This is a genomic window from Yersinia aleksiciae (assembly GCF_001047675.1).
Taxonomy (GTDB): Bacteria; Pseudomonadota; Gammaproteobacteria; order Enterobacterales; family Enterobacteriaceae; genus Yersinia; species Yersinia aleksiciae.
Map to the genome: position 1 here is coordinate 1,993,382 of NZ_CP011975.1, position 15,943 is coordinate 2,009,324.

Genomic DNA, 15,943 nt, shown 5'->3' on the forward strand with positions numbered 1-15,943 from the left:
TAGGGGAATAAATCCTCTTTTTCTTAGTGGGATAGCTTGTTTTTCTTAATGGGATAGCTCGTTGATTCGTAGAATTTTTATGTCATAAGTGATTTGTGGTTGGCCTTTTTGGGGTATTTTAGTCGCCTTATTTAAGAGTAGGCAATCCATTGAAATCGTGCATACTGTGCGCCTTTTGATGGGCATATTAAGAATACAGCGTCGGCTAATGCGGTTCTTTAACGCCCGCATCAGCTTATGGATGTTCTCGCAAAAAGAAATTAATTATGAGCACAGAACATAAACAGTCTTTATCGGCGGTAACCCTGGCAGCAATAGGGGTGGTTTACGGTGATATTGGTACCAGCCCGCTCTATACCTTGAGAGAGTGCTTTTCTGGTCATTATGGTTTTGATGTCCGCCCGGATGTGGTGTTTGGCTTTTTATCGCTGATTTTCTGGATGCTCATCCTGATCGTCTCGGTTAAATATCTGACCTATGTCATGCGTGCGGATAACGCCGGTGAAGGGGGCATTTTAACGTTAATGTCTTTGGCCGGGCGCAATACGTCTTCCCGAGCCACCTCAATACTGGTCATTCTTGGGTTGATAGGCGGCAGCTTCTTTTATGGTGAGGTGGTCATCACCCCAGCAATATCGGTGATGTCAGCTATCGAAGGGCTAGAAATTGCCGCACCGGCACTTGATCCCTATATTGTCCCCTGCTCTATTGCGGTGTTAACCCTGCTGTTTGTGATTCAAAAACACGGCACCGGCAGCGTCGGTAAATTATTCGCCCCAGTGATGCTGGTATGGTTTTTGACCATCGCACTGTTGGGCCTACGCAGTATTATCGCCAATCCAGAAGTTCTGTCTGCGCTGAATCCCAAATGGGCGATCGGTTTCTTTACGGAATATAAAGCGGTGTCGTTCTATGCCCTTGGCGCGGTGGTGCTGGCGATAACTGGGGTGGAAGCGCTGTATGCCGATATGGGCCACTTTGGTAAATTCCCTATCCGCTTGGCGTGGTTTACCGTGGTTTTACCGTCATTGGTGCTGAACTATTTTGGGCAGGGCGCACTACTGCTGAAAAACCCAGAAGCCATCAAAAACCCCTTCTTCTTGTTAGCCCCTGACTGGGCATTGATTCCACTGCTAATTCTGGCGACGTTGGCGACAGTGATTGCCTCTCAAGCGGTTATTTCTGGTGTCTTCTCACTGACTCGACAAGCCGTGCGGTTAGGTTATTTGCCACCGATGCGCATTATCCATACGTCCGAAATGGAGTCCGGCCAGATCTATATTCCGGTTATTAATTGGACTCTGTATCTGGCGGTGGTGCTGGTGATTGTCGGCTTCGAGCGCTCCAGTAATCTGGCGGCCGCTTATGGAATCGCGGTCACTGGAACCATGGTGATAACCAGTATTCTGTTCTGCACCGTGGCGCTGAAAAACTGGCACTGGAACCGCGCCTTTGTCGGTTGCTTGCTGGTGGTTTTGCTGATTATAGATATCCCGATGTTTTCAGCCAACGCATTGAAATTGTTCTCCGGCGGTTGGTTGCCGCTCTCTCTGGGCCTGGTGATGTTTATCATCATGACTACCTGGAAGAGCGAACGTTTCGGATTGCTGCGTCGTATGCATGAACACGGTCATTCACTGGAAGCAATGATTGCGTCGTTGGAGAAATCACCCCCCGTGCGGGTCACTGGAACTGCGGTGTATATGTCGCGGGCAATGAATGTGATTCCTTTCGCGCTACTGCATAACCTCAAACATAACAAAGTGCTCCATGAGCGCGTGGTCTTACTGACATTGCGAACCGAGGACGCCCCTTACGTTCACAACGTGAAGCGGGTGACCATCGAGCAGCTTTCGCCGACCTTCTGGCGGGTGGTGGCGAGTTATGGTTGGCGCGAAACGCCGAATGTGGAGGAGATCTTCCATCGCTGCGGTCTGGAAGGCTTGCCGTGCCAGATGATGGAAACCTCGTTCTTTATGTCCCACGAGTCGCTCATCCTGACTCGGCGGCCATGGTATCTGTTCCTGCGCGGCAAGCTGTTTATTGCCCTCAGCCGTAACGCGCTACGCGCTGCGGATCAGTTTGAAATCCCCCCTAACCGAGTCATTGAGTTAGGGACGCAGGTAGAGATTTAACCTGAAAGGCCGTTAATCATAGCGGCCTTTTTCACATCTATAACTTCCACTTTTCTTTTGTGCAGCGAAACGTTTCGATGGCGATCACAATTTCATCAAATTGAGTTTGCCTTCTGCGGCCATTTTTCTAAACTCAGTATCAGCGAAACGTTTCGCTGTTGGAGTCGAAAATGAAAAAAGGCGCATTACTGAATTCTGATATTTCCGCTGTTATCTCCCGCTTGGGTCATACCGATCAGGTTGTGATAGGTGATGCGGGGCTGCCCATACCGGCAACCACCACACGTATCGATCTGGCACTGACACGAGGCGTCCCTGGTTTCCTCCAGGTTCTTGAGGTGGTGACGCAAGAAATGCAGGTTGAGAGTGCGTACCTTGCGGAGGAGATCGTTAAAAATAATCCGCAACTCCATGAAGCGTTACTCGCCCAGTTAACACAACTTGAGCAACACCAGGGAAACCAAATTGTTTTGCGCTATATCAGCCATGAAGCTTTTAAAGAGCAAACCAAACAAAGCCGGGCAGTGATTCGTAGTGGGGAGTGTTCCCCCTTTGCTAACATCATTCTTTGCTCCGGCGTAACCTTCTGAGGCATTTATGCAACCTTTGCTGCAACTGAAAGGGATTGATAAAGCCTTTCCCGGCGTCAAAGCACTCTCCGGTGCGGCGCTCAGTGTCTATCCTGGCAGGGTGATGGCACTGGTTGGCGAAAATGGGGCCGGAAAATCGACCATGATGAAAGTGCTGACCGGCATCTACAGTAAGGATGCCGGCAGTCAGCATTTCATGGGGCAAGAAGTGGTGTTTAATGGGCCAAAAGCGTCGCAGGAAGCGGGCATTGGCATTATTCATCAGGAACTTAACCTGATCCCGCAGTTAACCATTGCAGAAAATATCTTCTTAGGGCGCGAGTTTGTTAATCGCTTTGGCGGCATCGACTGGAAAAAGATGTATGCCGAAGCGGATTTACTGCTGGCGCGCCTTAATATTCATTACAGCAGCCACCGGCTGGTGGGTGAGCTCTCCATTGGTGATCAGCAGATGGTGGAGATCGCCAAAGTGCTGAGCTTTGAATCCAAAGTCATCATCATGGATGAGCCAACCGACGCCTTAACCGATACCGAAACCGCCTCTTTATTTAATGTCATCAACGAGTTGAAAGCAGAAGGTCGCGGCATTGTTTATATCTCTCATCGGCTAAAAGAGATTTTTGAGATTTGTGACGACGTTACCGTCTTCCGCGATGGGCAGTTTATCGCGGAAAAACCGGTTAACGCGCTGACGGAAAACTCACTGATTGAGATGATGGTTGGCCGAAAATTAGAAGAGCAATACCCGCGTCTAAATTTACCCCGTGGCGAAAAACGTTTACAGGTCAAACAGCTGTGCGGCCCTGGCGTGAAAAATGTCAGTTTTACCCTGTACAGTGGCGAGATCCTCGGCGTGGCGGGTTTGATGGGCGCAGGTCGCACTGAGCTGATGAAAATCATCTACGGTGCGCTGCCACGTAAGTCCGGCTTTATTATGCTGGATGGTCGCGAAGTGGTGACCCATTCACCGCAGGATGGTTTGGCAAACGGCATCGTTTATATTTCTGAAGACCGTAAGCGGGATGGCTTAGTGCTGGGAATGTCAGTGAAAGAGAATATGTCTTTGACGGCATTACGTTATTTCAGCCGTGCGGGCGGTTCGCTCAAGCACGCAGATGAACAACTGGCGGTCGCGGATTTCATTCGCTTATTTAATATCAAAACGCCGTCGATGGAACAGCCGATTGGTTTGTTATCCGGCGGTAACCAACAGAAAGTCGCGATTGCGCGCGGCTTGATGACCCGTCCGAAAGTGCTGATCCTCGATGAACCCACGCGCGGGGTAGACGTCGGGGCTAAAAAAGAGATCTACCAGTTAATCAACCAATTCAAGCAAGAAGGGCTGAGCATCATTCTGGTCTCCTCCGAAATGCCGGAAGTGCTCGGCATGAGTGACCGTATTCTCGTGATGCATGAAGGCCAGCTAAGCGGCGAGTTCTCGATTGAACAGGCGACCCAAGAAGTGTTGATGGCAGCTGCCGTTGGCAAGCAATCTTTTGATAAGCAAAAGCTTAGTGAGCAGGAGTAATCAGATATGAGTTCCCAGACGATCCAGACAAAACGCTGGTTCAGCAAAGAATGGTTATTAGAACAAAAATCACTGATTGCGCTGCTGGTGCTGATTGCTGTGGTTTCGTCACTAAGCCCAAACTTTTTCACCCTGAATAACCTGTTTAACATTCTCCAGCAGACCTCCGTCAACGCCATTATGGCGGTGGGGATGACGCTGGTTATCCTGACTTCTGGCATTGATCTGTCGGTGGGGTCATTACTGGCGCTGACTGGCGCGGTGGCGGCCTCGATTGTCGGTTTAGAAGTGAATGCCATGGTAGCGGTGGCTGCTGCATTGGCATTGGGGGCGTTTATTGGCGGCATTACCGGGGTGATTGTCGCCAAAGGTAAAGTGCAGGCGTTTATCGCCACTCTGGTCATGATGCTGTTACTGCGTGGTGTGACCATGGTTTACACCAATGGTAGCCCGGTCAATACCGGTTTTACTGAGGTGGCAGATACCTTTGGCTGGTTCGGTATTGGTCGTCCTTTTGGTATTCCAACCCCTATCTGGTTGATGGCTATCGTCTTTATTGCCGCATGGTACATGTTGCACCACACCCGTTTGGGCCGCTATATCTATGCCTTGGGCGGTAATGAGTCAGCCACACGGCTCTCTGGTATCAGCGTCGATAAAGTTAAAATTATTGTTTATTCACTATGTGGATTGTTAGCGGCACTGGCGGGGATTATCGAAGTGGCCCGTTTGTCGTCAGCACAACCCACAGCCGGTACCGGTTATGAACTGGATGCAATCGCCGCGGTGGTTCTGGGCGGAACCAGTCTTGCTGGGGGGAAAGGGCGGATCGTCGGCACGCTGATCGGCGCGCTAATCCTCGGCTTCTTAAATAACGGCTTAAATTTATTGGGTGTCTCCTCTTACTACCAAATGATCGTCAAAGCAGTGGTTATTTTGCTTGCGGTGTTGGTAGATAACAAAAGCAGCAAATAACCTCTCTCCCTACAGGAATTGTGACCATGAAAATGAAGAAATTGGCTACCTTGATCTCTGTTGTTGCATTGAGCGCGACTGTGAGTGCTAACGCGCTGGCAAAAGACACTATCGCCTTGGTGGTTTCCACGCTAAATAACCCATTCTTTGTTTCAATGAAAGACGGTGCGCAAAAAGAAGCCGATAAGCTGGGTTATAACCTGGTGGTATTGGATTCACAAAACAACCCAGCTAAAGAGCTAGCGAATGTGCAGGACTTAACAGTTCGTGGCACAAAAATACTGCTGATTAACCCAACTGACTCTGATGCGGTGGGTAACGCGGTGAAAATGGCTAATCAGGCGAACATTCCGGTCATCACCCTTGATCGTCTGGCTAACGCCGGCACCGTGGTGAGCCACGTGGCATCTGATAACCGTTTCGGCGGCAAAATGGCCGGTGACTTCATTGCCAAGAAATTGGGTAGTGATGCCAAAGTTATTCAGCTGGAAGGGATTGCAGGAGCCTCTGCGGCTCGTGAACGTGGCGAAGGCTTTAAGCAGTCGATGGAAAAAAACAAATTCCAGCTGTTGGCCAGCCAGCCTGCTGACTTTGACCGCACCAAGGGTTTGAACGTCATGCAGAACTTGCTGACCGCGCATCCAACTGTACAAGCGGTATTTGCTCAGAACGATGAAATGGCGCTGGGTGCACTGCGCGCCTTGCAAACTGCGGGCAAAACCGATGTGCTAGTGGTCGGTTTTGATGGCACCGACGATGGGATCAAAGCGGTTGAGAGCGGAAAATTGGGTGCTACCATCGCTCAACGCCCAGACCAGATTGGTGTCATCGGCATCCAAACTGCGGACAAAGTGTTGAAAGGCGAAAAAGTGCCAGCTGTTATCCCAGTTGACTTGAAATTAGTCACCAAATAATAAAAGAAGAAAAGCAGGGCATTACGTCACCGTCGCGGTAATCTGGGCGGTGGCGTCATTCACAAAGGAATAAATACGATGGGTAAGCTGGTGGTCTTGGGAAGCATCAATGCCGACCATATTCTGAATATTGAGCAGTTTCCACGTCCGGGTGAAACGGTGATCGGGAAGCAGTATAACGTTGCTTTCGGTGGTAAAGGCGCTAATCAGGCTGTTGCCGCTGGCCGTAGTGGGGCGAAAATCGCGTTTATTGCCTGTGTGGGTGAAGATGATATTGGTGAACGGGTACGTCGGCAGTTAGCCAGCGATAATATCGATACTGCCCCTATTGAGGCGGTTGCAGGAACGACTACCGGCGTGGCGCTGATTTTCGTCAATGGTGAAGGCGAAAACGTCATTGGTATCAATGCTGGGGCTAACTCGGCAGTGACACCTGAATATCTTCGCCGCTATCAGCAGCAAGTGATTGATGCCGATGCACTCCTTATGCAGCTGGAATCCCCGCTCGATACGGTGATTGCCGCCGCTAAACTGGCAAAACAGCATCAGACGCAGGTGATTCTCAATCCGGCCCCGGCCCGTGAGCTCCCCGATGAACTGTTAACGCTGGTGGATATGATTACCCCGAATGAAACCGAAGCTGAGCGTTTAACGGGCATTCATATTGAGCAGGATGATGATGCGGCGAAAGCAGCACAAATTCTGCATGATAAAGGCATCGCTACCGTGATCATTACCTTGGGCAGTCGTGGTGTCTGGCTCAGCGAACAGGGCAACGGTAAATTAGTCGCAGGGTTCAAAGTCGATGCGGTGGATACTATTGCTGCCGGTGATACGTTCAATGGCGCATTACTGACTGCTCTATTGGAAGGCCAATCGATGGGTTTAGCCGTGCGCTTTGCTCATGCTGCTGCCGCGATTGCTGTGACTCGCCCTGGCGCGCAACCGTCCATTCCATGGCGTGCCGAGATCGATAGCTTCTTACAAGGCCAGGTATAACTTTGGCCACTATGAAAGATGTCGCCCGTTTAGCGGGCGTATCAACCTCAACTGTCTCGCATGTGATTAATAAAAACCGCTTTGTCAGCGATCCTATTCGCGACAAAGTGCAGTCTGCCATCAAACAGCTCAACTACGCCCCTTCTGCATTAGCCCGCAGTTTGAAACTCAAACAAACCCGCACCATTGGTATGCTGGTCACCGCCAGTAGCAACCCGTTTTATGCTGAAGTGGTGCGTGGCGTGGAACGCAGTTGTTATGAGCGCGGTTATAGTTTGATTCTGTGTAATACCGAAGGCGATATTGATCGCATGAGCCGAAGCATTGAAACTCTGATGCAAAAACGTGTCGATGGTTTGCTGCTGATGTGCACTGAAAGCCACCGCCCTTCCCAAGATATTCTGCGCTGTTACCCATCACTGCCGATCATTATGATGGACTGGGCCCCGTTTGAAGGGGTGAACGATGTGATTCAGGATAACTCGTTATTTGGCGGTGAAATGGCAACCTCATATTTGATTGCCAGAGGGTATACCCGAATCGCCTGCATCGCGGGCCCACAGGACAAAACACCCGCCAAAGAACGTTTGGAAGGGTACCGCCAAGCGATGACGCGCGCCGGTTTACCTGTGCTTGCCGGTTATGAAGTCGCCAGTGATTTTGAATTTGGTGGTGGGTTGGTGGCGATGAAACAATTACTTGCGCTGCCGGAACCGCCCGATGCCGTCTTTACCAGCAATGATGCCATGGCGGTGGGGGTCTATCAGGCGTTGCATCAAGCTGGATTATCGATCCCGCAAGATATGGCGGTGATTGGTTACGATGATATTGAAATCGCACAATATATGACGCCGCCACTGACCACCATCCATCAACCAAAAGATGACCTTGGCGAGCTGGCAATTGATACGCTGATTCATCGGTTGAATAACCCGGAAGCGGAACCACAAGTGTTGATTCTCACTCCCGAGCTAATTGAGCGTGGGTCGGTCGCTATCCGTTAAACCTCACTCTCAGCGGGGCGTGAGACTTTTTTCACATTGCGTCCCTGAATCAAATTGTCGCCATCTTTGGGTTTTAGTAATAGGAACACCATCGATGAAAGTAGTGTCACCACGCCCATAGTAATAAAGGTGTAGTGGAAGTGATCGACATTACCACCAAACGACAACCCATCATAAAACCGCAATACCACCGCGCTGATAGCCACCCCGAAGCTGATCGCCAGCTGTTGGGTGACGGCCAGAACACTGTTGCCTGAGCTGGCATTGTTATCGGTCAAGTCCGCCAACGTAATGGTATTCATCGCGGTGAACTGAGTCGACATTGCCATACCTAATACGAATAGTGGCAAGATCATCAACCAAGGTGACATCCCCGGTGATTGCAGGGCAAACAAGGCGATCAACACGCCGATAATGGCGGTAATGCCCACTAACACGGTGCGATAACCCAGCGAACGTAATACCTGCGTCACGGCGGATTTCGCCATCATCGAGCCAATGGCGGTCGGTGCCATCATGCAACCAGCAATAATGGCGGAATAGCCAAAACCAACCTGCAACATCAACGGCATTAAGAACGGCACACAGCCAGTCCCCAGTCGTGAGGCCACGTTACCGGCGATCCCGACAGAGAATGTACGGGTTTTAAACAGCGGCAAACCAATTAATGGATTTGGATGACCCTTGGCGTGGAATATATAAAAGAGCAACATCAATAAGCCGCCGACCAGTGTTGCGGCGGGAAGGTAAGTCGCGATGTCTGGCCGCCCCATGATTTCCAAACTCACAGATATCAAAACTAAACTGCTACCAAATAACAGGAAGCCGATAAAATCAAAGGCGCGTTTGGGCATAGTGAAATCGGGCATGTATTTACGTGCGTAAATAATCCCCAATATGCCGATTGGTATATTAAGGATAAAAATCCAGTGCCAGGTGGCGTAGGTTACCAGCAGCCCGCCCAACAGCGGCCCCATCACTGGACCGATTAATCCGGGAATAGTGACAAAATTTAATACCGGCAATAATTCACTGCGCGGGTAAGCCCGAATAAGTGCCAGTCTAGCGACGGGCATCATCATCGCCCCGCCGACACCCTGAATCACGCGGGAGGCCACCAGAAATGGCAGTGAACCTGAAAGTGCGCACAGTAACGACCCCAGCGTAAAGAGAGAGACCGCCAAAATGAAAACCCGTCGAGTGCCAAAACGGTCCGCTAGCCAACCACTCACCGGGATCAGCATGGCGACCGTCAGGGTGTAGCTGATAATCGCGGATTGCATGGTCAGTGGCGACCGATTAAGACTTTCGGCAATTGATGGCAGTGCCGTATTCAGTATGGTGGCATCCAAAGCCTGCATAAAGAAAGCCATGGCGGCTATCCAAGGAAGACCCGCCATGCTGCGCGCAGATTTTATCATTGTCCGTCCCGATTAAATTGAGTGGGCGTGAGTACCCTCTATCTCTCTATATATAGATATAAATAACATCTCGCTGCTAGTCTTTCCCTTCTAATAACACCTGACAGGCCAATAAAGCGCCTTGGCTATCCTTTGCCAGAATCGCATCGACAATATCCTGATGGTGTTGCAGCTTAATCACTTCATCGCCAGTAATGGCCCGGAAATAGCTGTGATAAACCGAACTAAACAAATTGGCGAAAGAGGTCAAAAACGGATTACCGCTGGCTTCATAGATTAATTGATGAAACTGGGCATCCACCTGAATCCATCGTTCACGATTAAAGTGAGTATGCAGCGTGCGCATCTCTGTGATTAATGAAGCTAACAGCGCCCGCTGCTTATCATCGGCATTCACCGCCGCCAGTGCACAAGCTTGAGGCTCAAGTGATGTCCTTAATATAAGAAAGTGCTGCATCACTTGATCAAAGTTTTCTCGATTCATCCACCAGGTCAGTAACTCCTGATCAAGGTAGTTCCAATTTGTTTGCGGCATCACTCGTGTGCCAATGCGTGGGCGCGGTAATAACATCCCTTTTGCGGCGAGTATTTTCACTGCTTCACGCACGGCAGTGCGGCTAACACCAAATTGCTCACCCAACTCTATCTCGCCAGGCAGTATGCTACCGGCTACATATTCACCTGCGAGAATACGCTGACCAATTTTTTCGGCCAATAGATATGAAAGATTGCGTTGGGCGGCTTGTTGTTGGGTATTGAGTTGCATGGTGATTTGTCCTATCTATCTTCTTATACTTCCATTTTACTCTACAGATTCACTCAGGGACTGAATGTTTAGCGTAATAATTGTTTAAAAACCCGGCTATTACCCCATATTTGCTGAAAAAAAACACGGTTGAAAAGTTTTTTCAAATTAGGGGTTGCAGCCTGTCAGGAACTCCCTATAATGCGCCTCCACTGACTGGGAACAACGAAACATACTTCGCCGGGTCAGGAAGAGTTTAGTAGGCGGTAACGCCGGTTCTTAAAACGAAAGTTGAAAAGAAAATCTTGACACTTCAGCGGGAAAGCGTATTATCTGCCTCCCGCGTTACCGTAAGATTCGCCGAAAGGCAAACGGGTAACGAACGCTCTTTAACAATTTATCAGACAATCTGTGTGGGCACTCGCAAGACGATATCGAAGCCTGTTTCGACAGGCAGAAATAATATCAAAGTCTTGAAGAGTGACCAAAGCAGTACACATTTGAACTTCGGTTCGAATGCATATTTGCAGAAAGTAATCTTTGAGCATCGCTATGTTAACTCATAGCAAATCAAACAAATCTTAAATTGAAGAGTTTGATCATGGCTCAGATTGAACGCTGGCGGCAGGCCTAACACATGCAAGTCGAGCGGCAGCGGGGAGTAGTTTACTACTCTGCCGGCGAGCGGCGGACGGGTGAGTAATGTCTGGGGATCTGCCTGATGGAGGGGGATAACTACTGGAAACGGTAGCTAATACCGCATGACCTCGTAAGAGCAAAGTGGGGGACCTTCGGGCCTCACGCCATCGGATGAACCCAGATGGGATTAGCTAGTAGGTGAGGTAATGGCTCACCTAGGCGACGATCCCTAGCTGGTCTGAGAGGATGACCAGCCACACTGGAACTGAGACACGGTCCAGACTCCTACGGGAGGCAGCAGTGGGGAATATTGCACAATGGGCGCAAGCCTGATGCAGCCATGCCGCGTGTGTGAAGAAGGCCTTCGGGTTGTAAAGCACTTTCAGCGAGGAGGAAGGCAGTCGTGTTAATAGCACGATTGATTGACGTTACTCGCAGAAGAAGCACCGGCTAACTCCGTGCCAGCAGCCGCGGTAATACGGAGGGTGCAAGCGTTAATCGGAATTACTGGGCGTAAAGCGCACGCAGGCGGTTTGTTAAGTCAGATGTGAAATCCCCGCGCTTAACGTGGGAACTGCATTTGAAACTGGCAAGCTAGAGTCTTGTAGAGGGGGGTAGAATTCCAGGTGTAGCGGTGAAATGCGTAGAGATCTGGAGGAATACCGGTGGCGAAGGCGGCCCCCTGGACAAAGACTGACGCTCAGGTGCGAAAGCGTGGGGAGCAAACAGGATTAGATACCCTGGTAGTCCACGCTGTAAACGATGTCGACTTGGAGGTTGTGCCCTTGAGGCGTGGCTTCCGGAGCTAACGCGTTAAGTCGACCGCCTGGGGAGTACGGCCGCAAGGTTAAAACTCAAATGAATTGACGGGGGCCCGCACAAGCGGTGGAGCATGTGGTTTAATTCGATGCAACGCGAAGAACCTTACCTACTCTTGACATCCACGGAATTTAGCAGAGATGCTTAAGTGCCTTCGGGAACCGTGAGACAGGTGCTGCATGGCTGTCGTCAGCTCGTGTTGTGAAATGTTGGGTTAAGTCCCGCAACGAGCGCAACCCTTATCCTTTGTTGCCAGCACGTAATGGTGGGAACTCAAGGGAGACTGCCGGTGACAAACCGGAGGAAGGTGGGGATGACGTCAAGTCATCATGGCCCTTACGAGTAGGGCTACACACGTGCTACAATGGCAGATACAAAGTGAAGCGAACTCGCGAGAGCAAGCGGACCACATAAAGTCTGTCGTAGTCCGGATTGGAGTCTGCAACTCGACTCCATGAAGTCGGAATCGCTAGTAATCGTAGATCAGAATGCTACGGTGAATACGTTCCCGGGCCTTGTACACACCGCCCGTCACACCATGGGAGTGGGTTGCAAAAGAAGTAGGTAGCTTAACCTTCGGGAGGGCGCTTACCACTTTGTGATTCATGACTGGGGTGAAGTCGTAACAAGGTAACCGTAGGGGAACCTGCGGTTGGATCACCTCCTTACCTAACGATACGCATTGCGTAGTGTCCACACAGATTGTCTGATGAATGTAATGAGCAAGAGCACCTGTTGATGTCGTGAGTTTCGACTCATGCTGACGCGAACGGTTAGATTTCGGTTTAATCGGTACTTCGTGTCCCCATCGTCTAGAGGCCTAGGACACTGCCCTTTCACGGCTGTAACAGGGGTTCGAATCCCCTTGGGGACGCCAATCCGATAATGTGTGAAAGACATTATCACTGAATATCTTAAAGATGACTTTAACGAGTCGTGTTTAAGATATTGCTCTTTAACAATCTGGAACAAGCTGAAAATTGAAACAATACAGCTGAAACTTATCTCTCCGTAGATGTACTGAGATGAGGAGTAACCTGTATTAGAGTCTCTCAAATAATCACAGCGCAAGATGTCTGTAAAGACACCTTCGGGTTGTGAGGTTAAGCGACTAAGCGTACACGGTGGATGCCTAGGCAGTCAGAGGCGATGAAGGGCGTGCTAATCTGCGAAAAGCGTCGGTAAGCTGATATGAAGCGTTATAACCGACGATACCCGAATGGGGAAACCCAGTGCAATTCGTTGCACTATTGCATGGTGAATACATAGCCATGCAAGGCGAACCGGGGGAACTGAAACATCTAAGTACCCCGAGGAAAAGAAATCAACCGAGATTCCCCCAGTAGCGGCGAGCGAACGGGGAAGAGCCCAGAGTCTGAATCAGTTTATGTGTTAGTGGAAGCGTCTGGAAAGTCGCACGGTACAGGGTGATAGTCCCGTACACAAAAATGCATATTCTGTGAACTCGATGAGTAGGGCGGGACACGTGACATCCTGTCTGAATATGGGGGGACCATCCTCCAAGGCTAAATACTCCTGACTGACCGATAGTGAACCAGTACCGTGAGGGAAAGGCGAAAAGAACCCCGGCGAGGGGAGTGAAATAGAACCTGAAACCGTGTACGTACAAGCAGTGGGAGCACCTTCGTGGTGTGACTGCGTACCTTTTGTATAATGGGTCAGCGACTTATATTTTGTAGCAAGGTTAACCGAATAGGGGAGCCGTAGGGAAACCGAGTCTTAACTGGGCGTCTAGTTGCAAGGTATAGACCCGAAACCCGGTGATCTAGCCATGGGCAGGTTGAAGGTTGGGTAACACTAACTGGAGGACCGAACCGACTAATGTTGAAAAATTAGCGGATGACTTGTGGCTGGGGGTGAAAGGCCAATCAAACCGGGAGATAGCTGGTTCTCCCCGAAAGCTATTTAGGTAGCGCCTCGTGAACTCATCTTCGGGGGTAGAGCACTGTTTCGGCTAGGGGGTCATCCCGACTTACCAAACCGATGCAAACTCCGAATACCGAAGAATGTTATCACGGGAGACACACGGCGGGTGCTAACGTCCGTCGTGAAGAGGGAAACAACCCAGACCGCCAGCTAAGGTCCCAAAGTCATGGTTAAGTGGGAAACGATGTGGGAAGGCATAGACAGCCAGGATGTTGGCTTAGAAGCAGCCATCATTTAAAGAAAGCGTAATAGCTCACTGGTCGAGTCGGCCTGCGCGGAAGATGTAACGGGGCTAAACCATGCACCGAAGCTGCGGCAGCGACGCTTAGGCGTTGTTGGGTAGGGGAGCGTTCTGTAAGCCGTTGAAGGTGACCTGTGAGGGTTGCTGGAGGTATCAGAAGTGCGAATGCTGACATAAGTAACGATAATGCGGGTGAAAAACCCGCACGCCGGAAGACCAAGGGTTCCTGTCCAACGTTAATCGGGGCAGGGTGAGTCGACCCCTAAGGCGAGGCTGAAAAGCGTAGTCGATGGGAAACAGGTTAATATTCCTGTACTTGGTGTTACTGCGAAGGGGGGACGGAGAAGGCTAGGCTAGCCGGGCGACGGTTGTCCCGGTTTAAGCATGTAGGCGGAGTGACTTGGTAAATCCGGTTGCTTATCAACGCTGAGGTGTGATGACGATGCACTACGGTGCAGAAGTAGTTGATGCCAAGCTTCCAGGAAAAGCCTCTAAGCATCAGGTAACATTAAATCGTACCCCAAACCGACACAGGTGGTCAGGTAGAGAATACTCAGGCGCTTGAGAGAACTCGGGTGAAGGAACTAGGCAAAATGGTGCCGTAACTTCGGGAGAAGGCACGCTGGCATTAGGTAAAGAGACTTGCTCTCGGCGCCGAAGCCAGTCGCAGATACCAGCTGGCTGCAACTGTTTAATAAAAACACAGCACTGTGCAAACACGAAAGTGGACGTATACGGTGTGACGCCTGCCCGGTGCTGGAAGGTTAATTGATGGGGTCAGCCTTACGGCGAAGCTCTTGATCGAAGCCCCAGTAAACGGCGGCCGTAACTATAACGGTCCTAAGGTAGCGAAATTCCTTGTCGGGTAAGTTCCGACCTGCACGAATGGCGTAATGATGGCCAGGCTGTCTCCACCCGAGACTCAGTGAAATTGAACTCGCTGTGAAGATGCAGTGTACCCGCGGCAAGACGGAAAGACCCCGTGAACCTTTACTATAGCTTGACACTGAACATTGAGCCTTGATGTGTAGGATAGGTGGGAGGCATTGAAGTGTGGACGCCAGTCTGCATGGAGCCAACCTTGAAATACCACCCTTTAATGTTTGATGTTCTAACTCGGCCCCGTAATCCGGGGTGAGGACAGTGTCTGGTGGGTAGTTTGACTGGGGCGGTCTCCTCCCAAAGAGTAACGGAGGAGCACGAAGGTTAGCTAATCACGGTCGGACATCGTGAGGTTAGTGCAAAGGCATAAGCTAGCTTGACTGCGAGAGTGACGGCTCGAGCAGGTACGAAAGTAGGTCTTAGTGATCCGGTGGTTCTGAATGGAAGGGCCATCGCTCAACGGATAAAAGGTACTCCGGGGATAACAGGCTGATACCGCCCAAGAGTTCATATCGACGGCGGTGTTTGGCACCTCGATGTCGGCTCATCACATCCTGGGGCTGAAGTAGGTCCCAAGGGTATGGCTGTTCGCCATTTAAAGTGGTACGCGAGCTGGGTTTAGAACGTCGTGAGACAGTTCGGTCCCTATCTGCCGTGGGCGTTGGAAGATTGAGAGGGGCTGCTCCTAGTACGAGAGGACCGGAGTGGACGAATCACTGGTGTTCGGGTTGTCATGCCAATGGCATTGCCCGGTAGCTAAATTCGGAAGAGATAACCGCTGAAAGCATCTAAGCGGGAAACTTGCCTCGAGATGAGTCTTCCCTGGGGCTTTAAGCCCCCTGAAGGAACGTTAAAGACTATGACGTTGATAGGCTGGGTGTGTAAGTGCAGCGATGCATTGAGCTAACCAGTACTAATGATCCGTGAGGCTTAACCTTACAACACCAAAGGTGTTTTGGCTATTTGAGACAAAATCGAGTGAAACGATTTTGAGCGCCATGAGTGGCGAACCCGAAAGGGTGAGTATCGGTATGATACGTATACTCTTGATTTTCAGCGAAGTTCCGAGATTGAGCTAATTGGTTTGGTATTTTGATACTGAAC

9 protein-coding genes, 1 tRNA gene and 2 rRNA genes are annotated in these 15,943 nt (G+C 50.4%); 10 read left to right on the top strand and 2 right to left on the bottom strand.

Annotated features, from left to right (window positions below):
* Nucleotides 1-266: 266 nt before the first annotated feature.
* The 7 genes from kup to rbsR all read left to right on the top strand — a co-directional run bounded on the left by kup (nucleotide 267) and on the right by rbsR (nucleotide 8,145).
* Nucleotides 267-2,135 carry a low affinity potassium transporter Kup gene (gene kup / locus ACZ76_RS09075; RefSeq protein WP_048618655.1) on the top strand — a complete coding sequence of 623 codons (1,869 nt, stop codon included), beginning with the start codon at nucleotides 267-269 and terminating at the stop codon, nucleotides 2,133-2,135.
* 170 nt (nucleotides 2,136-2,305) lie between these two features.
* On the top strand, nucleotides 2,306-2,725 hold the full coding sequence (gene rbsD / locus ACZ76_RS09080) for a D-ribose pyranase (protein ID WP_004875731.1): 420 nt from the start codon (nucleotides 2,306-2,308) through the stop codon (nucleotides 2,723-2,725).
* Nucleotides 2,726-2,732: 7 nt separating this feature from the next.
* Complete coding sequence (gene rbsA, locus ACZ76_RS09085) at nucleotides 2,733-4,253, top strand: ribose ABC transporter ATP-binding protein RbsA (RefSeq protein WP_048618657.1); 1,521 nt, start codon at nucleotides 2,733-2,735, stop codon at nucleotides 4,251-4,253.
* 6 nt (nucleotides 4,254-4,259) lie between these two features.
* On the top strand, nucleotides 4,260-5,228 hold the full coding sequence (rbsC, locus tag ACZ76_RS09090; protein ID WP_004875733.1) for a ribose ABC transporter permease: 969 nt from the start codon (nucleotides 4,260-4,262) through the stop codon (nucleotides 5,226-5,228).
* Between the two features lie 26 nt (nucleotides 5,229-5,254).
* The gene (gene rbsB / locus ACZ76_RS09095; protein ID WP_048618659.1) at nucleotides 5,255-6,142 is read left to right on the top strand and encodes a ribose ABC transporter substrate-binding protein RbsB; all 888 of its coding nucleotides are present in this window, start codon (nucleotides 5,255-5,257) and stop codon (nucleotides 6,140-6,142) included.
* 78 nt (nucleotides 6,143-6,220) lie between these two features.
* Nucleotides 6,221-7,141 (top strand): ribokinase, encoded by a 921-nt coding sequence (gene rbsK / locus ACZ76_RS09100; protein ID WP_048618661.1) that lies wholly within the window; start codon nucleotides 6,221-6,223, stop codon nucleotides 7,139-7,141.
* Nucleotides 7,142-7,143: 2 nt separating this feature from the next.
* On the top strand, nucleotides 7,144-8,145 hold the full coding sequence (rbsR, locus tag ACZ76_RS09105; RefSeq protein ID WP_048618663.1) for a ribose operon transcriptional repressor RbsR: 1,002 nt from the start codon (nucleotides 7,144-7,146) through the stop codon (nucleotides 8,143-8,145).
* Here rbsR and mdtD read toward each other — a convergent pair.
* Nucleotides 8,142-9,566 (bottom strand): multidrug transporter subunit MdtD, encoded by a 1,425-nt coding sequence (gene mdtD, locus ACZ76_RS09110; RefSeq protein WP_048618665.1) that lies wholly within the window; start codon nucleotides 9,564-9,566, stop codon nucleotides 8,142-8,144. The two genes, rbsR and mdtD, sit on opposite strands and share 4 nt — an antisense overlap.
* 76 nt (nucleotides 9,567-9,642) lie before the next feature.
* Entirely contained in the window at nucleotides 9,643-10,332 is a 690-nt protein-coding gene (locus tag ACZ76_RS09115) for a FadR/GntR family transcriptional regulator (protein ID WP_048618667.1), read from the bottom strand.
* A 562-nt stretch (nucleotides 10,333-10,894) separates the two neighbouring features.
* Here ACZ76_RS09115 and ACZ76_RS09120 point away from each other — a divergent pair.
* The 3 genes from ACZ76_RS09120 (at nucleotide 10,895) to ACZ76_RS09130 (ending at nucleotide 15,777) form a co-directional block, all read left to right on the top strand.
* Nucleotides 10,895-12,437 (top strand): 16S ribosomal RNA (locus tag ACZ76_RS09120).
* A 133-nt stretch (nucleotides 12,438-12,570) separates the two neighbouring features.
* Nucleotides 12,571-12,646, top strand: a tRNA-Glu gene (locus ACZ76_RS09125).
* A gap of 224 nt (nucleotides 12,647-12,870) precedes the next feature.
* Nucleotides 12,871-15,777: ribosomal RNA gene (locus ACZ76_RS09130) — 23S ribosomal RNA — on the top strand.
* Together the 16S and 23S rRNA genes with 1 tRNA gene alongside form the textbook arrangement of a ribosomal RNA operon.
* Nucleotides 15,778-15,943: the final 166 nt, after the last annotated feature.

What these genes read in the sequence shown, in the direction of transcription:
- rbsD (WP_004875731.1), top strand. Translation starts at nt 2,306, where the DNA reads ATGAAAAAAGGCGCATTACTGAATTCTGATATTTCCGCTGTTATCTCC.
- rbsA (WP_048618657.1), top strand. Translation starts at nt 2,733, where the DNA reads ATGCAACCTTTGCTGCAACTGAAAGGGATTGATAAAGCCTTTCCCGGC.
- ACZ76_RS09115 (WP_048618667.1), bottom strand. Translation starts at nt 10,332, where the DNA reads ATGCAACTCAATACCCAACAACAAGCCGCCCAACGCAATCTTTCATAT.
- rbsK (WP_048618661.1), top strand. Translation starts at nt 6,221, where the DNA reads ATGGGTAAGCTGGTGGTCTTGGGAAGCATCAATGCCGACCATATTCTG.
- rbsC (WP_004875733.1), top strand. Translation starts at nt 4,260, where the DNA reads ATGAGTTCCCAGACGATCCAGACAAAACGCTGGTTCAGCAAAGAATGG.
- kup (WP_048618655.1), top strand. Translation starts at nt 267, where the DNA reads ATGAGCACAGAACATAAACAGTCTTTATCGGCGGTAACCCTGGCAGCA.
- rbsB (WP_048618659.1), top strand. Translation starts at nt 5,255, where the DNA reads ATGAAAATGAAGAAATTGGCTACCTTGATCTCTGTTGTTGCATTGAGC.
- mdtD (WP_048618665.1), bottom strand. Translation starts at nt 9,566, where the DNA reads ATGATAAAATCTGCGCGCAGCATGGCGGGTCTTCCTTGGATAGCCGCC.